The organism is Bradyrhizobium sp. 62 (genome assembly GCF_023073035.1).
Taxonomy (GTDB): domain Bacteria; phylum Pseudomonadota; class Alphaproteobacteria; order Rhizobiales; family Xanthobacteraceae; genus Bradyrhizobium.
The window spans coordinates 494,803-514,699 of sequence record NZ_JADPIT010000032.1 but is presented as its reverse complement, the minus strand read 5'-3'; the positions used below and the strand labels follow the sequence as shown (position 1 = coordinate 514,699).

At 64.0% G+C, this 19,897-nt stretch carries 19 protein-coding genes; 9 read left to right on the top strand and 10 right to left on the bottom strand.

The genetic code is table 11. The annotated features are described in order from the left end of the window. The first annotated feature begins 86 nt into the window (after positions 1–86). The 5 genes from IVB47_RS31770 (at position 87) to IVB47_RS31750 (ending at position 4,661) form a co-directional block, all read left to right on the top strand. Positions 87–1,706: a GMC family oxidoreductase N-terminal domain-containing protein gene (locus IVB47_RS31770; protein WP_247467404.1), complete on the top strand. Its 1,620-nt coding sequence runs from the start codon at positions 87–89 to the stop codon at positions 1,704–1,706. 187 nt (positions 1,707–1,893) lie between these two features. Then, on the top strand, positions 1,894–2,838 hold the full coding sequence (locus IVB47_RS31765) for a metallophosphoesterase (protein ID WP_027569020.1): 945 nt from the start codon (positions 1,894–1,896) through the stop codon (positions 2,836–2,838). A 23-nt stretch (positions 2,839–2,861) separates the two neighbouring features. Then, positions 2,862–3,197 carry a cupredoxin family copper-binding protein gene (locus IVB47_RS31760; protein WP_027569019.1) on the top strand — a complete coding sequence of 112 codons (336 nt, stop codon included), beginning with the start codon at positions 2,862–2,864 and terminating at the stop codon, positions 3,195–3,197. Between the two features lie 157 nt (positions 3,198–3,354). Continuing rightward, positions 3,355–3,903, top strand: coding sequence for a sigma-70 family RNA polymerase sigma factor (locus IVB47_RS31755; protein WP_247467401.1), 549 nt, complete (start codon positions 3,355–3,357; stop codon positions 3,901–3,903). Further along, complete coding sequence (locus IVB47_RS31750; protein WP_027569017.1) at positions 3,900–4,661, top strand: anti-sigma factor; 762 nt, start codon at positions 3,900–3,902, stop codon at positions 4,659–4,661. The genes IVB47_RS31755 and IVB47_RS31750 overlap by 4 nt, the downstream gene beginning before the upstream one ends. Positions 4,662–4,676: 15 nt before the next feature. On the opposite strand, the gene IVB47_RS35615 is transcribed toward IVB47_RS31750, so the two are convergent. From IVB47_RS35615 to hpnO, 3 genes are all read right to left on the bottom strand, one after another. Beyond that, a complete protein-coding gene (locus IVB47_RS35615) occupies positions 4,677–4,850 on the bottom strand; it encodes a hypothetical protein (protein WP_346730827.1) in 174 nt (57 codons plus the stop codon). Beyond that, a complete protein-coding gene (locus IVB47_RS35610; protein ID WP_245287875.1) occupies positions 4,826–5,080 on the bottom strand; it encodes a hypothetical protein in 255 nt (84 codons plus the stop codon). Before IVB47_RS35610 ends, IVB47_RS35615 begins: the two co-directional genes overlap by 25 nt. A gap of 115 nt (positions 5,081–5,195) precedes the next feature. Continuing rightward, positions 5,196–6,587 carry an aminobacteriohopanetriol synthase HpnO gene (gene hpnO / locus IVB47_RS31735; RefSeq protein WP_026233264.1) on the bottom strand — a complete coding sequence of 464 codons (1,392 nt, stop codon included), beginning with the start codon at positions 6,585–6,587 and terminating at the stop codon, positions 5,196–5,198. Between the two features lie 141 nt (positions 6,588–6,728). Here hpnO and IVB47_RS31730 point away from each other — a divergent pair, with 141 nt between their 5' ends. Next, a complete protein-coding gene (locus tag IVB47_RS31730) occupies positions 6,729–7,361 on the top strand; it encodes a DUF2147 domain-containing protein (protein ID WP_247426047.1) in 633 nt (210 codons plus the stop codon). On the opposite strand, the gene IVB47_RS31725 is transcribed toward IVB47_RS31730, so the two are convergent. Then, on the bottom strand, positions 7,329–9,917 hold the full coding sequence (locus IVB47_RS31725; RefSeq protein WP_027569015.1) for an MMPL family transporter: 2,589 nt from the start codon (positions 9,915–9,917) through the stop codon (positions 7,329–7,331). The two genes, IVB47_RS31730 and IVB47_RS31725, sit on opposite strands and share 33 nt — an antisense overlap. Before the next feature lie 460 nt (positions 9,918–10,377). Between IVB47_RS31725 and ispH the strand changes: the two genes are divergently transcribed. Both ispH and hpnH read left to right on the top strand, forming a co-directional pair. Further along, the gene (gene ispH, locus IVB47_RS31720; protein WP_247467398.1) at positions 10,378–11,304 is read left to right on the top strand and encodes a 4-hydroxy-3-methylbut-2-enyl diphosphate reductase; all 927 of its coding nucleotides are present in this window, start codon (positions 10,378–10,380) and stop codon (positions 11,302–11,304) included. Between the two features lie 35 nt (positions 11,305–11,339). Then, on the top strand, positions 11,340–12,500 hold the full coding sequence (hpnH, locus tag IVB47_RS31715; protein ID WP_027569013.1) for an adenosyl-hopene transferase HpnH: 1,161 nt from the start codon (positions 11,340–11,342) through the stop codon (positions 12,498–12,500). Positions 12,501–12,670: 170 nt separating this feature from the next. Here hpnH and IVB47_RS31710 read toward each other — a convergent pair whose 3' ends face one another. From IVB47_RS31710 to IVB47_RS31685, 6 genes are all read right to left on the bottom strand, one after another. Beyond that, positions 12,671–13,420, bottom strand: a complete 750-nt coding sequence (locus IVB47_RS31710; protein WP_247359916.1) for a phosphorylase — start codon at positions 13,418–13,420, stop codon at positions 12,671–12,673. Continuing rightward, a complete protein-coding gene (gene shc, locus IVB47_RS31705; protein WP_027569011.1) occupies positions 13,417–15,384 on the bottom strand; it encodes a squalene--hopene cyclase in 1,968 nt (655 codons plus the stop codon). The genes IVB47_RS31710 and shc overlap by 4 nt, the downstream gene beginning before the upstream one ends. Positions 15,385–15,460: 76 nt before the next feature. After that, positions 15,461–16,714: a hydroxysqualene dehydroxylase HpnE gene (hpnE, locus tag IVB47_RS31700; RefSeq protein WP_247467394.1), complete on the bottom strand. Its 1,254-nt coding sequence runs from the start codon at positions 16,712–16,714 to the stop codon at positions 15,461–15,463. Then, the gene (hpnD, locus tag IVB47_RS31695) at positions 16,714–17,553 is read right to left on the bottom strand and encodes a presqualene diphosphate synthase HpnD (RefSeq protein ID WP_247359919.1); all 840 of its coding nucleotides are present in this window, start codon (positions 17,551–17,553) and stop codon (positions 16,714–16,716) included. The genes hpnE and hpnD overlap by 1 nt, the downstream gene beginning before the upstream one ends. Further along, the gene (hpnC, locus tag IVB47_RS31690) at positions 17,543–18,427 is read right to left on the bottom strand and encodes a squalene synthase HpnC (protein WP_247359920.1); all 885 of its coding nucleotides are present in this window, start codon (positions 18,425–18,427) and stop codon (positions 17,543–17,545) included. The genes hpnD and hpnC overlap by 11 nt, the downstream gene beginning before the upstream one ends. Before the next feature lie 196 nt (positions 18,428–18,623). After that, a complete protein-coding gene (locus IVB47_RS31685) occupies positions 18,624–18,857 on the bottom strand; it encodes a hypothetical protein (RefSeq protein ID WP_007593627.1) in 234 nt (77 codons plus the stop codon). Between the two features lie 460 nt (positions 18,858–19,317). Between IVB47_RS31685 and IVB47_RS31680 the strand changes: the two genes are divergently transcribed. Continuing rightward, positions 19,318–19,815 (top strand): hypothetical protein, encoded by a 498-nt coding sequence (locus tag IVB47_RS31680; protein WP_027516853.1) that lies wholly within the window; start codon positions 19,318–19,320, stop codon positions 19,813–19,815. The last annotated feature ends 82 nt before the right edge of the window (positions 19,816–19,897 follow it).

Here is a 19,897-nt window from a genome sequence, read left to right as displayed (position 1 = left end):
CGGCCATCCACGTCTGACTATTAGAACGGAAAGCGCGTAGATGCCCCGGACAAGCCCGGGCATGACGCCTGTTGGATGGAAGCAGAATGCCAAGGCGGCTCGAAGGTGAGTTTGACTACATTGTCGTTGGTGCCGGCACGGCGGGCTGCATCCTTGCCAACCGGCTGTCTGCCGATTCCAGCAATCGCGTCCTCGTCCTCGAAGCCGGTGGCGACGACAACTGGATCTGGTTCCACATTCCCGTCGGCTATCTCTTCGCTATCGGCAATCCGCGCTCGGACTGGATGTTCAACACCGAGGCCGAGCCCGGGCTGAACGGCCGCTCGCTCGCCTATCCCCGTGGCAAGGTGATCGGCGGCTCTTCGGCGATCAACGCCATGATCTCGATGCGTGGACAGGCCGCCGATTACGATCACTGGCGCCAGCTCGGCATGACCGGCTGGGGCTATGACGACGTGCTGCCACTGTTCAAGCGGCTCGAGGATCACTTCCTCGGCGCGAGTGAGCATCACGGCGCCGGCGGCGGCTGGCGCATCGAAGCGCCGCGGCTGTCCTGGGACGTGCTTGATGCCGTGGGCGACGCGGCCGAGGAGATGGGCATCAAGCGCATCCCGGATTTCAATACCGGCGACAACGAAGGCACGAGCTATTTCCACGTCAATCAGAAGCGCGGCCGGCGCTGGTCATCGGCGCGCGGCTTCCTCAAGCCGGTATTGAACCGCCCGAACCTGCGGCTCGAAAAGCATGTGCTGGTCGACCGTCTGATCATCGAACAGGGCCGCGCCGTCGGCGTACGCCTCATCCAGAATGGCGAGATCTTCGAGGCGCGTGCGAAACGCGAGGTGGTCCTCTCGGCAGGCGCGATCGGCTCGGTGCAGGTGCTGCATCGCTCCGGCATCGGACCTGCCGACTGGCTGTCACCGCTCGGCATCGACATCGTGATGGATAAGCCCGGCGTCGGCCGCAATCTGCAGGATCATCTCCAGCAGCGCGCGATCTACAAGGTCGAGGGCGTGCGCACCCTGAACGAGACCTATTACAATCTGGTTCGACGCGGCCTGATGGGCCTCGACTACGCCTTCCGCCGCCGCGGGCCGCTGACCATGGCGCCGTCGCAGCTCGGCATCTTCACCCGCTCCGATGCGACGCGCGCGCGCGCCAACATCCAGTTTCACGTGCAACCGCTGTCGCTCGACAAGTTCGGCGATCCCCTGCACCGCTTCCCCGCGATCACGGTGAGCGCCTGCAATCTCCAGCCGACCTCGCGCGGCACCGTACGTCTGCGTTCGGCGACGCCGGACGAGAAGCCGATCATCGCGCCGAATTATCTTTCGACGGATGATGACCGTCAGGTCGGCGCCGACGCCATCCGCACCACCCGCCGCCTGATGCAGCAGAAGGCGCTCGCAAAATATCGCCCGAGCGAATTTCTGCCCGGCCCCGCCGTCGGCGACGACGATGCCTCGCTCGCGAAGGCCGCCGGCGACATCGGCACCACCATCTTCCACCCCGTCGGCACCGCGAAGATGGGCGCGGTGAGCGATCCGATGGCGGTGGTCGACGAACGCCTGCGCTTCTACGGTCTCGACGGACTTCGCATTGTCGATGCCTCGATCATGCCGACCATCACGTCGGGCAACACCAACACGCCGACCGCGATGATCGCCGAGAAGGGCGCAACGATGATTTTGGAAGATGCGAAGTGAATGCGTAGCTCCGTTGGGGCATAACGAAACTCGGGAGAGGACGCTCGATTGGTCCGGTATTTCGCTACGCTCCATACGGGCTACGCGTCCAACCACCTCACGAAAACGTCATCGCGTCCGGGAATAACACCCCCGCTCCCCCAATCACCTCCCCGAAGCCCAATTCCGGGCGAAGTGGAGCTGCGCGATGAGCGGACACGATCACGGCGAGGACGGCTTAAGCCGCCGCAAGGTGTTGGAATGCATGACCTGGGCCGGCACCGGGGTGCTCTGGACCATCACCGGTGGCGTCCCGCGCTCGCTCGGCATCATCGATTCCGCGCAAGCTGCGACCGCGGCCGCGCCCGGAATGACCTTCCTCCAGATCAGCGATAGCCATGTCGGCTTCGACAAGCCGGCCAATCCCAACGCGCTCGGCACGCTGGAGGAAGCCATCAACAAGATCAACGCGATGCCGGTCAAGCCGTCCTTCATGATCCACACTGGCGACATCACGCATCTCTCCAAGGCCGCCGAGTTCGACAATGCCGATCGCATCATCTCGCAGAGCAAGCTCGACGTGCATTACGTGCCCGGCGAGCATGACTTCCTCGACGAGGACGTGAAGTTCTATCGCGAGCGCTACGGCCGCGGTACCAAGGGCGCAGGCTGGTATTCGTTCGACGCCGGCGGCGTGCACTTCATCGGCCTCGTCAATGTCGTCGACCTCAAGGCCGGAGGCCTCGGCAATCTCGGTGCCGAGCAGCTCGCCTGGCTCGAGGACGATCTGCGCGGCAAGTCGAAATCGACGCCGATCGTGCTGTTCGCCCACATCCCGCTCTGGACCGTCTACCCCGAATGGGGCTGGGGCACTGAGGACGGCGCCCGCGCGCTGGAACAGGTGAAGGGCTTCGGTTCGGTCACCGTGCTGAACGGCCACATTCACCAGGTGATGCAGAAGGTCGAAGGCAACGTCACCTTCCACACCGCACGCTCCACCGCCTTTCCGCAGCCGGCGCCGGGAGCTGCCCCCTCGCCCGGACCGATGAAGGTCGAGGACGCAAAGCTCCGCGCGATGCTCGGCGTTGCCAGCATCAACTTCAAGCAGAACGAGCAGCGGCTCGCGATCATCGACACGCCGCTCCAGGGTTGATGCAGGGCGAACGGAAGCTGACAATGAAGACTCTCAATCGCCGCGACTTCGGTGTCGCCTTCGGTCTCGCTTGGGCCGCGGCCATGCTGGTACCCGCCACAACCGCCCGTGCCGACGACATGGAGGTGCATATCGACAATTTCGTCTTCCAGCCGGCCGAGCTCAAGATCAAGGTCGGCACCACCGTGACCTGGACTAACCGGGACGACATCCCCCATACCGTTGTGTCGGCCGGGAAGTTCAGATCCAAGACCCTGGACACTGACGACAAGTTCTCGTTCACCTTCACCAATGCGGGCGACTACAAATATTTTTGTTCTCTGCACCCGCACATGACGGGGATGATCAAGGTTGAGTAACGTCTCGAACCAAGGCATCAACGTCTTGCCCGGCCGGTGGTCCCACGCCGGCCGGGCTCGTGTGCCTTCGGTCACACACAGGGACGAAACGAACAGGGACGAAACGAGCAACGACGAGACGAAGCAACGATCAGAACAAGAGGCAAAGCGAGGAGCGATGCCCGCCAACGACGATTTGCAGAAGGCGCAACGCTTCCGCGAGGCGGCGCTGCCCTATCTCGACGACGTCTACACCCTCGCGCGCTATCTCTTGCGTGATGCCTCCGATGCCGAGGACGCGGTGCAGGAGTGCTATCTGCGCGCGCTGAAGCATTTCGACAGCTATCGCGGACCGGCGATGAAGCCCTGGCTGTTCGCGATCCTGCGTAACGTCTGCAATGCCGAATATGCACGGCGCGCGCACAGGCACAGCGCGATCGACGATACGCCCGGCGCTGCCGAGCAGACGCCGATCTGGCAGGAGACCGAGGCCAGTCCCGAGACCGAAGTGCTGCGCAGCCGCGATGCGGGCGCGATCCGCAAGCTGATCGACGCGCTCGCCGAGCCGTTCAAGGAAACATTCGTGCTGCGCGAGATCAACAACCTGTCCTATCGCGAAATCGCCGAGGCCGTCGGCACGCCCGTCGGCACCGTGATGTCCCGCCTCGCCCGCGCCCGCGCCATGCTGCGCGCGGCCTGGACGGCGGATGAGGAGCAAGCAAGATGACCTGCGACGAAGCAAGAATCCTGCTTCACGCGCTGCTCGACAACGAGCTCGATGCCGGCCATGCGCGCGAGGTCGAAGCCCATATCGCGAGCTGCCCGGCCTGCGCTGCGGAGCTTTCGGCCCAACGCGACATGCAGCGCGTGCTCGCGGACGCCGATTTGCGCTACACCGCACCGGCGAGCCTGCGTGCGCGTATCGAGGCTTCGCTGCCGCAGCCGCAGCCGCAGCGCCAACAGCCGAGCCGCCGCTCCGTGCTGCGCGGCTTTGCGATGGGCTCGGCAGTCTCCGCGCTTGCCGCCTCCGGCGTCGTTGCATTGGTGCTGCGCCAGGACGACCAGCAGCGCATCCTGTCGGAGGTCGTCTCCGCGCATCTGCGCTCGCTCCAGGCCGGCCACCTCATCGACGTGGTCTCGACCGACCAGCACACGGTGAAGCCGTGGTTCAACGGCAAGCTCGACGTCGCCCCGCCCGTGATCGACCTCACCGCACAAGGGTTTACGCTGGTGGGAGGGCGGCTCGACTATATCGACGCCCGCGCCATCGGTGCGGTCGTCTACAAGCGCCGGCAGCACGTGGTGAATTTGTTCGTGTCGCAGACATCGAACGCGGAATACCGCGCGCCCAAGACCGAAACCATGCAGGGCTTCAACTGCCGGCGCTGGGGCAATCGCGGCCTGAACTTCTGGGCCGTCAGCGATCTCGCCCCCGACGAGCTTGCCGAATTCGTCGACAAGTTCGAGGCGGCGATGAAGGGTTAGCCTCTGCGCATCCAGTCATTCGAGCGGAGGAAATCGTTCGAAGACGGGCAGTTCGTGAGCCCGCTTCATCCAGCCAATCCGCTCGGCGACCTGAATGTGCATCGTCGCCGGAACGGCATCGGGGTCATCATAGGTCCCGCTCTGGATATCGATGATATCGGGCATCAGGTTTTCGTTGCTGTAGAACAGCCCAGTGCCGCAATCGGCACAGAAGTGACGTCGTCCATGTTCGGATGATTGATAGATCTTCGGCTGACGCGCACGACTTTGACGGCTTTGAGCGAATACATCGCCCAGCCGACCATCGGTGCCCCGGAGTGGCGGCGGCAATCCGCGCAATGGCAGAGCGCGTGCACCATCATGTCGCCGTTGACTTCGTAGCGGATCGCGCCGCAATGACAGCCGCCAGTCAAAGGCATCGCTCACTCCTCTCCCGGTCAGGTCAATGCCGGAAAATAAGCGTCGATTTGGAATTTCGGGAGACGGACTGCTTCAGCAGGTCGCACGTCGCGACATCAGGCCGCAGCACAGGCCTTACGCCGATCGCCTCACCGCGTTGTCCACCAGCGTCTTGCCGAGCGACCAGATCGCGCCGGGGACCTTGTGGCTGCCGGCGATGACGTCGTCGAAGGCGCGCTCGATCCAGCCGCAATCTTCCTCGGTGATGGTGAGCGGCGGCAGAAGCTTGATGGTGTGGCTGCCGTGGCCGGCAACCTGCGTGAGGATCTTGTGGTCCTTGAACAGCGGCACGGTGATGAGCTGGCAGAACAGGCCCTTGTTGGCCGCCTCCAGCACGTTCCAGGACGCCCGCAGCCGCAGCGATTTCGGCGGACCGAACTCGACGCCGATCATCAGGCCCTTGCCGCGGACTTCCTTCAACAGCTCGTAGCCGGGCACCATGCGCGTGAGCGCGAGGCGCAGCTCGGCACCGCGCTTGGCGGCGGACTCGATCAGCTTCTCGGACTCCATGATATCGAGCGTGGCGATGCCCGCGGCCATCGCCAGGTCGTTCTTGGAGAAAGTCGAGCCGTGCACGACTGCACGGTCCATCTGGTTGAAGATCTTGTCGAAGATGCTCTTGCGCGTCAGCACCGCGCCGACCGGCACATGGCCGCCGGACAGCGACTTCGACAGCAGCACCATGTCGGGCTCGACGTTCCAGTGCTCGACCGCGAGGAAGCGGCCGGTGCGGCCCATGCCGGTCTGGATCTCGTCGGCGACGAACAGCGTGCCGTATTTCTTGCAGAGCGCAGCCGCACCCGGCAGGAACTCGTCGGTGGGCATGTTGACGCCCTTGCCCTGGATCGGCTCGACGACGAAGGCGGCTACCTCGCGCGAGGCCAGCGCCTTTTCGAGCGCGGCGAGATCGTTGAACGGGATCGAGGTGCAGCCCGGCAGCAGCGGCTCGAAGCCGGTGCGAAAGTTCGAATCACCCGTCAGCGACAGCGCGCCATAGGTCAGGCCGTGATAGCCGTGGGCACAATAAACGATGCCCGGACGGCCGGTGGCGCCGCGGGCGAACTTGATCGCCGCTTCGACGCATTCGGCGCCGGAATTGGCGAAGAACGCCTTGTCGAGATAGGGGACGTACTTCAAAAGCCGCTCGGCAAGCACGCCGGCAAGCACCGAGACGTCAAACTGGACGAGGTTGGGCAGGTCGGCATCGAGCACGCTCTTGAGCGCCTCGCGCATGACCGGATGATTGCGCCCGATCGCAAACACGCCAAAACCGGACAAGAGGTCGAGATAGCGCGCCCCGTCGCGGTCGTAGAGGTACTGTCCCTGCCCCTTCTGGAAGCCGACATCGTAGCCGATGGTCTTCAGGACCCGAACGAACTGCTCGTTCAGATGCCGATTATGCAGGGCGCTGCGCTGGGCCTGGCGGTCCGCGAACAGCTGAGACATGTCTGGATTTGGGCTGTGCATCCGCTACATACTTCGGTTGAGGGCCGTCTCGTCAACTGAAAACGGAACGTCGCTGAAAACGGTCTGTGCGGCCTTTTGCCCTTTTTCGGACCATCTTCGCAAGCAGAGCTTTAGACCATGTTGCACTGCCAAGGAACTATCATGCGTTTAGCCCTTTACACCGGACTAATACTGGCTGGCGGTTACACCTGCCTGAACCCGGCGCTCGCGGCCGATCCGACCGGCGACTGGCGGGTCGCCGACGGTGTCGCCAACATTCGTGTCGCCCAATGCAATGGCAGCATGTGGGGCGCGGTTTCCTGGGAAAAACAGCCCGGCGGCCGCGACGAGAACAATCCGGACGCGTCGAAAAAGACCCGGCCCACGCTGGGCATGGCGACCCTGATCGACATGAAGAAGAAGCCCGGCGCCGATCAATGGGAAGGTCAGGTCTACAACGCCAAGGACGGCCAGCTCTACAGCGCGACCATCACGCCGGTTGGCACCGACCAGCTCGAGATCAAGGGCTGCGTGATGGGGTTCCTGTGCGGTGGCGAGACCTGGACCCGGGTCAGTCCCCCGATTCCCTTGAGCCCCGCCAACGCCATGGCCAAGGGCGCGCCGAAGCCCACCGGCGCGGCGCCGAAAGCCCCGGCAACGACCGGCGCTACAGCGGCGCAGGCTGCGCCCGCAGCCCCGAAGGCCACCGGCACTGCCAAACCCGGTCAGAAGGGCGCCGCCGACCAGGTCGGCGACATCTGCCTACTCCCTGAGATTGCGGGGTTTGCCCATTAGGGCGGGCTGAAACAGCAGCACGGCGGCAAGCGTCGTCACCAGCGACAGCGCGAGCAGCTTGCCCATGCTGGACGTGCCGGGATGGCTCGACAGCCAAAGGCTGCCGAACGCGGTCGCCGTTGTCAGCGCGCTGAAAAAGATCGCGCGCGTCAGGCTGGTCTGGAGCAGGTTTGTCCTGCCCGAGCGCCAGGCCACGACATAGTAGATCTTGAAGGCCACGCCGACGCCGAGCAGCAGCGGGAACGCGACGATATTGGCGAAGTTGAGCGGCAAGCCGATCAGCACGCAGATCTCGAGCGTCACCGCGCCGGCCACCAGCAGCGGCACCAGCGTCATCAGCACGTCGACGAACCGGCGCAGCGTGACCCACAGCAACAGGCCGATCACCAGCAGCGCATAGATTCCGGCATGGATGAACGCCTTCACCACGGTGTCGCCGGATTTCAGGATCGAGACCGGACCGCCGATCGCGGTCGGCTCGGCAACGAGTACCGCCGCCGCAAATTTGCGCAGCGTGTCGTTGTCGTTGGGATCGCCCTTCGGCAGCGCCTCGACGCGGATGATGCCGTCCTTGCTCTTCCAGGCGCTGACGAGATCTGCCGGCAATGACTTCAGGGTGACCGGCTCGGCCTGCATCGCGTTCCGGAGCTGGTCGAACACAATCTTCATCGGCGCGACGAACACGTCCTGCGCCTTGTTCCGCGTGGCCTCGTCGCCATTGGCGAGCTTTTCCAGCGCGTCCGCAAGCCGACGCGAGGCGACCGCTCCCGGGCCCTTCGCATCGCCTGCGGTCCGGCGCAGATTGTCGACCGAGGATTTCAGCGCATCGACGTTTTCCTTGTCTGACGGCGCGGCGTCGATCTGGTCGGGATTGAGCGCTGGGTTCAGCACCTTGGCGCCCTGCGCGAGCAGCTTCAGCTTCGGCGGCTGGTCTTCAGGAACGAAGCTGTTGAGCGACATCACGCGCAACACCTCCGGCACCTTCTCCAGCTTTGCCTCCACCTGTCTTGCCTGCTCTTCCGACGTGGTCATCACGTTGATGGCATTGGCGCCGGTGTTGGGATCCTTGCGCAAATCGAGGAAGGTCGCGATCGACTCTGCCTTCGGGTTGCGCAGATTCATCGGGTTGAAGTCGAACTTCATGAAATAGAGCAGCGGCAGGCCGGCGACCGCCAGAAACATCGTGCCACCGACGACCAGCACGCGGTGCTTCTCCAGGAAGTGATCGAGCGGCGCCAGGAAGGCATAGCCGACCGGCTCTTTCTCACCGGGCGGGTTCAACAGCTTCAGCATCGCCGGGAGCACGGTGATGCTGGTGAGGAACGCGACCAGCATGCCGACGCCGGCGATCTGGCCGAGTTCGGCGATTCCCTTGTAGTCGGTGGGGATGAAGCAGAGGAAGCCGGCCGCGGTCGCCATTGCCGCCAGCGATAACGGAATAGCCGAGCGCTTGGCAGCGAGGATCAGCGCCCCCGAGAGATCGTTGTGCTTGTAGCGCTCGGAGCGATAGCGGACGCTGTACTGAATGCCGAAATCGACGCCGAGGCCGACGAACAGCACGGCGAACGCGATCGACAGCAAATTGAGCGAGCCCACCATCATCAGGCCGGCGGCGGTTGTCAGCGCAAGACCTACGAAGAGATTGACGAACACCGCGAAGATGATCTTCGCCGAATGCAGCGCCAGCCACAGGATGAGCAGCACGACGAGAACCGTGCCGATGCCGTTGACGACGGCGCCTTCCTGGACGGTTGCATATTCCTCGTTGGCGATCGGGACTGGTCCAGTCAGCCGGACCCGCGCCTGGTATTTGGTGGCAAAATCCAGATCGGCTGCGGCCTTGCGGATCGCGTCGGTGGCGCCCTTGCCGGGCTCCAGCGCGTTGTAGTCGAGGATCGGCTTGAACTCGATGAAGGCGCGCTTGTCCGAATCCGTCAGCGGCTCGTCACTGACGAGCTGGCGCCAGGAGAAGGTCGCATTGCCCTTGTTGAGCACGGTCTCGACCGTTTGCGCGATCTGGTTGAAGGGCCGTTCGGTGTTGTCGAGCTTGACCTGCCCGCGCTTGACGCCGGCAAGTCCTGTTTCCAGCGCGCCGGTCAGGCCACGGATCGAGGGATCGCCCGCCATGATCTCGATCAGCGGCGCGGCGGATTCGAACTGGCCGGTGACCTTGGCGACTTCCTCTGTCGGCAGGAACAACAGACCATTCTTTTCGAAGAACTCGCCGGTGCCGAGCTGCTGCATCGACTGGAATTCGGTCTTGTTGTCCTTCAGCTTGGCATACAGCGCGTCCGACGCCGCGGTCGCCATCTCCGGCGTCTTGGCTTCGACCACCGCCGTAATCGTCGCATCGCGGTCGAAGGCGCGATCGAACTGCTGGTCGCGTTGGCGCCAGTCCAGATTTTGGGCAATCAGCGAGTTGATGTCGGTGTTGATGGCGAAATGTTGGGACGTGTAATAGCCCGCCCCCACCGCCAGCAGGAGCCCGAGAACGACGACGAGGGAGGCAAACCGGGTGCAGGCCCTGACGATGGCAACGACGACGCTTTGCAGCACTACTTTTCTTTCTGCGGTTAACAGCTTGCCGGAAACGCCCGCTGTTTAACGGAGTTCCCGGCCGAAACCTATTGCTGTTTTGAGTGGTTATCGCCGTCAGAAGGTTCGAGGTAAACGGCGGAAGACCATGGCAAAATCATGCGGGCCGTCGGTATAGCCGAGGAGTTGAGGCGGGAAAGTGACGAAGCATGCGCACAAATGTCGCCACTTTGCTGCCACGGGCATTCTCTACTATAATACCGCGAAACTGATCCGGCACGGAACCAAAGTTCATTCCACCTTTCCTTACTGCCGATTTTTTGACACAAAGTACTGCGCCTCCATGCACTGGGGCCCCGGCAGGGGTGGGCGGTTACCGCGTGCGCGAACCGATGGTGCGGATATTGCAACTCATTGGTTCGTATCGGGGTGTCCCCTGAACTTGAGAGCGGATTGGTGCAACTTGCGTGATGGGCGTCCAATGGAAGTTTATCTGGCGCAACCGCGCGGCTTTTGCGCGGGAGTGGTGCGTGCGATCGAGATCGTGGAACGGGCGCTGGAGAAGTACGGCCCGCCCGTCTACGTGCGCCATGAGATCGTGCACAACAAGTACGTCGTCGAGAGCCTGAAAAACAAAGGTGCGATCTTCGTCGAGGAGCTGTCGGAGGTGCCACCCAAGGCCGTGACGGTCTTCAGCGCCCATGGCGTCGCCCGGAGCGTCGAGGAAGAGGCCGCTGCGCGCGACCTTCCGGTGCTCAATGCCACCTGCCCCCTAGTCACGAAAGTTCACAATCAGGGGAAGCGCTACATCGCCAGGGGCCGCACCCTGATCCTGATCGGCCATGCCGGCCACCCCGAGGTCGAGGGTACGATGGGCCAGGTTCCCGCCCCCGTACTGCTGGTCCAAAGCGTTGAAGAGGTTAAGGCCCTTGAGCTGCCGGCGGATACGCCAGTGGCCTATATCACCCAGACCACCCTGTCGGTGGATGACACAAAAGACATCATTTCGGCCCTGCAAGCCCGCTTTACAGATATTCAAGGCCCGGATATCCGGGATATCTGCTATGCGACACAGAACCGCCAATCTGCGGTAAGGGACTTGAGCAAGCTGGTCGACGTGATCTTGGTGGTGGGCGCTGCCAATAGCTCGAATTCGAACCGGCTCCGCGAAATCGGCACTGAGGCCGGTGTCGCGAGTTATCTGATTGCCGACGGCAGCGCGCTCAATCCGGAGTGGTTGAAAGATGCCAGCATCGTCGGCGTCACGGCCGGCGCTTCGGCGCCCGAGGTACTCGTGGATGACGTGATCGAAGCGATGCGGCGGATCGGACCGGTCAAGGTCTCGGTGCTTCCGGGCCGCGAGGAAAACATCGAATTCCGGCTTCCGGCCCAACTGGCTGCGAGCTGACCCACCCGAATTTCAAGCCCAGAAAGAAACTTGTAATGGCTATCCCCTTCTTCAAGGAAATGCGTATCGGCGGCTATTTGATCAAGCAGAAGCTGCTTGGCCGCAAGCGCTATCCGCTCGTGCTGATGCTGGAACCGCTGTTTCGCTGCAACCTCGCCTGCGTCGGCTGCGGCAAGATCGACTATCCGGACGCGATCCTCAACCGCCGCATGACCGCACAGGAGTGCTGGGACGCGGCCGACGAGTGCGGCGCGCCGATGGTCGCCATTCCCGGCGGCGAGCCGCTGATCCACAAGGAGATCGGCGAGATCGTGCGCGGCCTCGTCGCGCGCAAGAAGTTCGTCTCGCTCTGCACCAACGCGCTGTTGCTCGAGAAGAAGCTCGATCTGTTCGAGCCTTCGCCCTATCTGTTCTTCTCCGTGCATCTCGACGGCCTGAAGGAGCACCACGACAAGGCCGTGTCGCAGAAGGGCGTGTTCGACCGCGCCGTCTCCGCGATCAAGGCGGCCAAGGCCCGCGGCTTCACCGTCAACGTCAACGCCACCATCTTCGACGGCCATCCGGCCGAGGAGATCGCGAAATTCCTCGACCTCACCGTCGAGCTCGGTGTCGGCGTCTCGATGTCGCCCGGCTACGCCTATGAGCGCGCGCCCGACCAGGAGCACTTCCTCAACCGCACCAAGACCAAGAAGCTGTTCCGCGACGTCTTCGCGATGGGCAAGGGCAAGAAGTGGAATTTCATGCATTCCGGCCTGTTCCTGGACTTCCTCGCCGGCAACCAGGAATACGAGTGCACGCCCTGGGGCATGCCCGCGCGCAACATCTTCGGCTGGCAGAAGCCCTGCTATCTGCTCGGTGAAGGCTATGCGAAGACCTTCAAGGAGCTGATGGACACCACCGATTGGGAAACCTACGGCACCGGCAAGTACGAGAAGTGCGCCGACTGCATGGCCCATTGCGGCTACGAGCCGACGGCGGCGACCGCAGCCATCAACAACCCGCTGAAGGCGATGTGGGTGTCGCTGCGCGGCGTCAGGACCACGGGCCCTATGGCCCCCGAGATCGACATGAGCAAGCAGCGCCCGGCGCAGTACATCTTCTCGGCGGAAGTGCAGAAGCGCCTGTCGGAGATCCGCAAGGACGAGGCCGCCGCCGCGCAGGAGAAGGCGGCACGGAAGGCTTCGACCGCCGCGTAAGCGCGATGCCCTGTAGCCCGGATGGAGCGCAAGCGAAATCCGGGACGGTCCTCCGCGTTGAAGTCGTCGGATTGCGCTCCGCTCCATCCGAGTGACGCACACTGAAACAGAAAAGGCCCGATCGCCAATGGCGACCGGGCCTTTTGGTTTTTAATGATCGCAGAACCGGCTCAGGCTGCCTCTGAGACCAGGGCCTCGCTCTCGACCAGCTCGGTGCCGATCAGGAAGTCGCGGCAGCCGCGAAGTGAGCGCAGCGCGCGGTTGAAGTCGAGGCCGGTCGAGACCAGTCCATGCAGCGCGGTCGGGTTGCGCGCGATGCCGCGCAGCACGGCCAGCACGTCGATCTGGCCGTTCGGCTTGATCGCGGCGCGGGCGAGCGCCGGCAGCGCGCGATGGGCGGGATCGCTGATGACGCGGACCGCGGCGAACGGCAAGCCGGCCTCGGCGGCGTAGGCGGCCGCGATGTGGCTTTCCATGTCGACGGCGGCCGCTCCCGTCTCCGAATGCAGCGCCGCCTTGCAGGACCGCCCCGTGACCACTTCCTCGGCACCGGCGAGGCTGCCGCGCACCACGCGGCGGCGTCCGGACGTCAGGCGGTCGATCAGGTCGTCGCCGAGCGAGAGGCCAGCGGCCCAGCGGGTATCGCCCGCGAGCACCTCGGTCGCCAGCACGACGTCGCCGGAGCGCAGCGTCGGGTCGAGCCCGCCGGCCACGCCAAAGGAGATCACACCGCGAATCGTCTCGGGATCCAGCACCGTCAACAGCGCCCGCAACTGGGTCGGGCTGCTCGATGAGCAAATGACCGCCATGCCGGGCCCGGCCGCGATTCGGGCCTCCTGAACCAGTCCAGTCACGATCAATATCGGCCGCGGATCAACGGTTTGACCCGCGGTAAGATAGTCCCCCGTCCCCAAAGTCACATTCCGACCCCTACCACCCTGCTGTTGGTGTTCCGCAAGTTCCGATACCGCGCCAATGCCCACAGCGGGAAGAACTTCGGATAACCATGGTATCGTAGATAGAATACACGGGGAAAGCCTGTGGCGGTGTACCGCTGTTCGTCCCACAGTCCTTTTTCGTTCTGTGTTGCAATCAGGTACTCCACCCCGCGGGCGACGGCCGGGTGATCAACCTCGCCAGCAGCCATGAGGGCAAGCAAGGCCCATGCCGTTTGCGAGGCGGTCGAGGGGGCGGCCTCCCAGCCCCGGTAGTCCAGCCGGTAGCTGACGGCATCCTCGCCCCAGCCGCCGTCCTGGTTCTGGATCGAGGCCAGCCAGCCGGCCGCCTTGCGCATCATCGGATCGTCGTGGCGGACGCCGGCCATGTTGAGGGCGCACAGCACCGACCAGGTTCCGTAGATGAAGTTCATGCCCCAGCGGCCGTACCAGGACCCTTCGGGGTGCTGGGTCTTGCGGAGGTAGGCGATCCCGTCCGCGACGTGCTTGCTGGTCTTCGCGGTCTCGCCGAGCTGGGCCAGCATCGAGATGCAGCGCGCGGTGACGTCCTCGGTCGGCGGATCGAGCAGCGCGCCATGGTCCGAGAACGGGATGTTGTTCAAATAATATTCGAGATTGTTGACGTCGAAGGCAGCCCAGCCGCCGTCGTCGCTCTGCATGCCTTCGATCCACTCCCGGGCACGGTCGATCGCGGCGTCATAGCCGGTCGCACCGTGCTCCCGGCGCATCCGGTCCATCGACATCACGACCACCGCAGTGTCGTCGAGATCGGGATAATGGGCATTGTTGTACTGGAAGGCCCAGCCGCCCGGGCGCACGTCGGGCCGCTTCACCGCCCAGTCGCCCTTCACCTCGAGCTCCTGCTTCGGGATCAGCCAGTCGAGACCCTGCTTGGCCGCCGGCACCGCCTTGTCACCGCCGGCTTCGAGCAGCGCGTGGGCGGTCAGCGTCGTGTCCCACACCGGCGAGACGCAGGGCTGGCAATAGGCTTCGTCGTCCTTGATCACGAGCAGCTTGTCGATACCCCGGCGCGTGATCGCGCGCGGCGGGAAGTTCTCGTCCTTGCCGAGCGCGTCGTACATCATGACGATGTTGGCCATCGGCGGATAGATCGCGCCCATGCCGTCCTCGCCGTTCAGCCGCTCCTCGGTGAAGGCGAGCGCGGCATCGATCGCGCGCTTGCGCAGGCTCTTGGGAAACATCGGCTCGACCACGCGCAAAATGCTGTCGAGCGCGCGGAACAGCACGAACCAGGCCATGCTCTGGTGCGGCGCCTTGGCGGTCATGCCGATCGAGCGCGGATCCTGCAGGAACAGCTCGTCGATGCCGACGCCCTTCGGATTCTTCGCGCGCGGCTTCAGCGCTGCGAGCACCATCAGCGGCACCATGGTGGTGCGCGCCCAGTAGGAGATCTTGTTGATGTGGAACGGCGACCAGAACGGCAGCAGCACGATCTCGATCGGCAGCACCGGTACCGCGCGCCAGGTCACGACGCCAAACATCGCAAGCATGAAGCGCGTGAAGACATTGCTGTGAATGGCGCCGCCGCGGGAATGGATCGCCTCGCGCGCACGCACCATGTGCGGCGCGTCGATGGAATCCCCGATCATTTTCAGCGCGAAATACGCCTTGACGCTGGCGCTCATGTCGAACTCGCCGTCATGCACCAGCGACCAGCCGCCATGGGCGCCCTGCACGCGGCGAAGATAATTGGCGATCTTGGCTTCGAGCACGGAATCGACCGGCTCGGCGAGATAATGGCGCAGCAGGACGTATTCGGCCGGAATCGTGCCATCGGCCTCGAGCTCGAACACCCAATGGCCGTCGGGTTGCTGGAAGCCGAGGACGCCTTCGGTGGCCGACGCAATGCTCGATTCCAAGTTCCTGAATTCTTGGGCTTCGCGGCTGGTCGCGTTCACGGAATCCATCTCGCTCGATTGCTCCGATAGTCGATTGAATGGGCCGAAATTGACCGGGACAAATGCCCGTCAGGGCCGCCTGTCACTATCCCTTGGCGGCCAGAACCAGATCGGCGGCGCGATCACCGGATCGGACCGATCCCTCGATGGTTGCAGGCAATCCCGTAGCAGTCCAATCGCCTGCAAGAAACAGGTTTTTCAGCGCAGTGACCGGCCCTGGACGCAGGGCATTCTGCGCCGGCGTCGCCGCAAATGTGGCGCGGCGCTCGCGCACGATCTGCCAGGGGGGCAGCTCGCCGGAAACACCGCCCGCCTTGCAGACGTCGTTCCAGATCGCCTGCGCGAGTTCCTCGCGCGGCATGTCGACCAGACGGTCGCCGTTGCTGATAGTGACGGACAGCCGGTTCGGGAACGCAAACAGCCATTCCACGACGCCGCCAATCACACCGAGGATCGGAGCCGATCCCGCCGGCGGCTCGACGCGGAAATGCGCATTCACGATGGCGCGGAATTCGGTCGGCGTCTTCAGGCCCGGCAGCAGGTTGGAGGCAGCGCGCGGCGGCACCGCCATCACGACGACATCGCCCGCGCCGATCTGGATCACATCCTCGCCGCCGAAATTCAGCGCGCCGACTTTGCCGTCATGGGTCGCAACCGAGCGCAGCTCATGGCCGAGCTGAACGCTGTGCCCGCGCTCCTGCAGGAACGTCACGGCAGGCTCGATCAGTACCGCGCTGAGCCCGTCGCGCGCGATCAGGGGACGGCAGGCCTGACCGCCGGCGAGCAGCGTCTCGCGCACGATCGCGCCGGCGAGCCCCGCCGAGCCTTCGGGGGGATCGACGTTGAGCGCCGCGAGCAGCAGCGGCTGCACCAGGCGCTGATAGAGGACGCCTTCGCACGGAATTGACTTGCCGACCAGCGTCTCTTCCGATGCCCAGATCAGCGGCGCCAGCTTCAGATAATCGGTCAGCCCAGTGTCGGGGACGCGGCGGCTCTCGTCGAGCACCCAGGTCGGGAGCCGGCCGTCGCCGAGGTCGATCTGCCAGCGCTGCCCGGTCTTGAGATCGACGAAGGGAAACTGCGCGCGCTCCGGACCGACGAGGCCCGCCTCGGTGCCGATCGAGCGCGCATAGGCGCGCGCATGACTGTTGCCGGACAGCAGCAGATGGTTGCCGTTGTCGATGGTGAGATTGGTGGCGCCGTCGAAATAGGAACGGCAACGGCCGCCGGCCTGCTGCGTCGCCTCGTGCACGGCGACCTTGAAGCCGGCATTGGCAAGCCGCACGGCGGCGGAAAGGCCGGAGATTCCAGCACCGATGATGTGAGCTGTTTTTTGCATCAGATGAGAGCGTAACGGAGCAGGATGGCGATGCGTGTGACCTTCGACACACGCACCGGCTCGCGCGGCGCGTTGAACCCGCGCGCGATCAGGAGATCCAGAATGGCATGATAGTATTTCGACATCATCCGCGGCGCGCGCACCGCGCGGCGGCGGTTGCGGTTCATGATCTCGTCCGACTTCTCGAAATACACCTTTGCGCGCTGCGCCAGCGGCAGGCAGACCTTCGGCAGCGCGCGCTCGACGATCACGCGGTCCGGATCGTTGGAGGTGATGCCGGCATGCAGCAGCGCTTCGCGCGGCAGATAGAGCCGGCCGAGGCCCGCGTCCTCGTCGATGTCGCGCAGGATGTTGGTGAGCTGGAGCGCGCGGCCGAGATGATGGGCGAGCTCGATGCCGTCTTCTTCCGGCAGGCCGAAGACCCGGACCGACAACCGCCCCACGGCGCTCGCGACGCGATCGCAATAGAGATCCAGCGTCGCCATGTCGGGCGCGCGGATGTCCTGCGGCACGTCCATCTCCATGCCGTCGACGATCGCGAGGAAATCCTCGCGCTTGAGGCCGAAGGTCTTCACCGAGGCGACGTAGTCCTTCAGCCGCGGCGGCGGATTGCCCTGGTAGAGCGCATCGATGTCGTTGCGCCACGCCTGAAGCGCGGCGAGCCGCTCGTCGCGCGGACCGTCGGAATCGGCGATGTCGTCGACCTGCCGGCAGAAGCTGTAGATCTGGAACATCGCTTCGCGCTGGTCGTGCGGCAAGATGCGCATCGCGGCGTAGAACGAACTGCCGGATGCGGTCGAGCCATAATTGGCGCTGGGCGAGGTCGCCTCAAGCGTCATGTGCAGTCCCCGGTCTGGAAATGGCCTTGCGTCCGACCGCGCGGCGGCCGACTTCGCCGATCATGCCGGCGAGGCTGAAGGTGAGGAGCTCGAGCTTGTTCAGGTGCACGCGTTCGCGCAAGGGATCGCGCACCTTCAACAGGCGCACGATGCGGTCGGCATAGGCCTGGATCACCGAGACCTCGACGCCGAGGCGGAAATCCCTGATTTCCGCGCTGAGCGACCTGCCCTCGTCCAGCAGCGCTTCGTTGCGCACGGCGAGAGCCTGAAGGCAGGCCAGCATCGCCGGCGGGGACTGCGCCAGTCCGAGCTGCTCGACCGAGGCGCCACTCGCGGCCAACGCGTCGCGCGGCAGATAGACGCGGTTGAGCTCGCGGAAATCCTTGCCGCAATCCTGAAGGTGGTTGTTGATCTGCAGCGCTGCACAGAGCGCATCCGACGCAGCCCAGGTCGAGGTGCTCTCACCATGGACGTCGAGCATGAAGCGGCCGACCGGCATCGCCGAGTAGCGGCAATAATGGATGACCTCGTCCCAATTCTCGTAGCGCAACTTGGTCACGTCCATACGGAACGCGATGAGCACGTCGAGCGCGTGGCGCGGCGCCATGCCACGTTCGGCCAGTGCGTGCCGCAATCTGACGGCCTCGGCCTGGGTGTCGCCCGTGCCGAGCAATTCCGCCTCGAGCAGGTCGAGATAAGCGAGCTTCTTATCCGGCGGCAGCGTGGCGTGGTCGGCGATGTCGTCGGCGGTGCGGACGAAATTGTAATACGCCAGGATCAGCGCGCGATGACGCGGATGAATGATCCAGGACGCGACGGGAAAATTCTCGTCGCGCTCACCCTTGCCGGATCGCAATTCGCTCGCAGAGGTCATCGAGGGCTGGTCTACAATCGTTTGGACAGGTAAGGGCTTTTTCGCTCGCGCTAGCCCGTGCCGGCGATGCCGCCGCGGCCCCCATATAGGGGAATACGGCCGCAAAACCAATCCTGTCTCTCGATGGCTGCCCTTCGCGGATCAGGTCCGAAAAGGCGGCCCAAAAGGCCGCCTTTTTGTGGGCCAGTGGCCGAGCTTACTGGTTATGGTTCTTCAGGACCTGGTCGCAGGCCTGAGAGATCTTGGCCCGGTTCTCCTTGAGGCAGGCCAGGATGGTGAAATCGCCCTGGTCGATGACCGGACGGCAGAGCTTCTGCACATCGCGCGAGCAGGCCTTCTGCTCGGCGTCGGTGCCGCGCCCTTGCTGGGCGAACGCTGCAGTCGAGAGGGAGGCCGACAGCAAGGTGAGAGCGACGAGAAGCTTACGCATTGTATTCCTTCATTCTGACGGCAGAATCGCACCTATCCCGGGCAGCACTGGGCGACGACCGGAACGGATTGTTCTGATGGCAAGTCGCCGCGGGAGTAGCGGCCTCGGAGAAGGCACAAGCACTGGCAAATGCGGCCAAATTGGCGCCACGTCCACCAAATCAGGTCTTCCCTGCGCCTTCTCTGGCAAATGTAAGAGACTGATACTACGTCATAATCCACGTGCGCCGCGTTTTGCTGCGCACCTGTTGCAGAGCTGCATCTCTCCATCCCGCCTTGGGCGCCAGAAACATGCCGAAACGCAGAGAATCCGACACCAACTATGGAAAGTGCGCTTCGCGATGCCGACATGTGGGCGGCCGGCCATTGAACCTGACACAGGCTCGGAACACTAAACCTTCGATGTGGCGAGACGTGCTTGGTGACAAGCGGACGTCGTTCCAAAACGGGATATTTTGAAGATGAAATTCTTTGGGCGATCTGAACTGGCAATCAAGGCGGCCGGCATCGGCGCTGTGCTGCTCTTCTCGGTTTCGACAAGTCAGGCTCAGTCGTCCGGACCGTTTGCAGGTTTCGAGGGCGCGTGGACCGGCACGGGTACGGTGTCGCTGTCCGACGGCTCCACCGAGCGCATCCGCTGCAAGGCCGACTACAAGGTCGCCGGCACCGGTCTCAGCCTCAAGCAGGCGCTGCACTGCGCGTCCGACAGCTACAAGTTCGACCTCACCAGCGACGTGACCAGCCAGGGCGAGCGGATCTCCGGCAATTGGAGCGAGACCAACCGCAACATCTTCGGCAATCTCCAGGGCACCGCCGGTGGCGGCCAGATCGAGGTGTTCGTCGAGGCCAACGGCTTTGCCGCCAATCTGTCGCTGCGCACCAATGGCACCAAGCAAACGGTGCAGATCTCATCCAAGGGCGAGATTCGCGGCGTCAACATCACGATGACAAAGGGCTGACAGCTCTTACCGCTTCGAAAGCAGCAAGCCCCGGTTCTCGCGAACCGGGGCTTTGTTGTTTTTCGGAGACGCGGCGCGATCG

Excerpts from the sequence above, each read along its gene's own strand:
- IVB47_RS31770 (WP_247467404.1), top strand. The coding sequence starts at position 87 with ATGCCAAGGCGGCTCGAAGGTGAGTTTGACTACATTGTCGTTGGTGCC.
- IVB47_RS31765 (WP_027569020.1), top strand. The coding sequence starts at position 1,894 with ATGAGCGGACACGATCACGGCGAGGACGGCTTAAGCCGCCGCAAGGTG.
- IVB47_RS31760 (WP_027569019.1), top strand. The coding sequence starts at position 2,862 with ATGAAGACTCTCAATCGCCGCGACTTCGGTGTCGCCTTCGGTCTCGCT.
- IVB47_RS31755 (WP_247467401.1), top strand. The coding sequence starts at position 3,355 with ATGCCCGCCAACGACGATTTGCAGAAGGCGCAACGCTTCCGCGAGGCG.
- IVB47_RS31750 (WP_027569017.1), top strand. The coding sequence starts at position 3,900 with ATGACCTGCGACGAAGCAAGAATCCTGCTTCACGCGCTGCTCGACAAC.
- IVB47_RS35610 (WP_245287875.1), bottom strand. The coding sequence starts at position 5,080 with ATGCCTTTGACTGGCGGCTGTCATTGCGGCGCGATCCGCTACGAAGTC.
- hpnO (WP_026233264.1), bottom strand. The coding sequence starts at position 6,587 with ATGCACAGCCCAAATCCAGACATGTCTCAGCTGTTCGCGGACCGCCAG.
- IVB47_RS31730 (WP_247426047.1), top strand. The coding sequence starts at position 6,729 with ATGCGTTTAGCCCTTTACACCGGACTAATACTGGCTGGCGGTTACACC.
- ispH (WP_247467398.1), top strand. The coding sequence starts at position 10,378 with ATGGAAGTTTATCTGGCGCAACCGCGCGGCTTTTGCGCGGGAGTGGTG.
- hpnH (WP_027569013.1), top strand. The coding sequence starts at position 11,340 with ATGGCTATCCCCTTCTTCAAGGAAATGCGTATCGGCGGCTATTTGATC.
- shc (WP_027569011.1), bottom strand. The coding sequence starts at position 15,384 with ATGGATTCCGTGAACGCGACCAGCCGCGAAGCCCAAGAATTCAGGAAC.
- hpnE (WP_247467394.1), bottom strand. The coding sequence starts at position 16,714 with ATGCAAAAAACAGCTCACATCATCGGTGCTGGAATCTCCGGCCTTTCC.
- hpnD (WP_247359919.1), bottom strand. The coding sequence starts at position 17,553 with ATGACGCTTGAGGCGACCTCGCCCAGCGCCAATTATGGCTCGACCGCA.
- hpnC (WP_247359920.1), bottom strand. The coding sequence starts at position 18,427 with ATGACCTCTGCGAGCGAATTGCGATCCGGCAAGGGTGAGCGCGACGAG.
- IVB47_RS31685 (WP_007593627.1), bottom strand. The coding sequence starts at position 18,857 with ATGCGTAAGCTTCTCGTCGCTCTCACCTTGCTGTCGGCCTCCCTCTCG.
- IVB47_RS31680 (WP_027516853.1), top strand. The coding sequence starts at position 19,318 with ATGAAATTCTTTGGGCGATCTGAACTGGCAATCAAGGCGGCCGGCATC.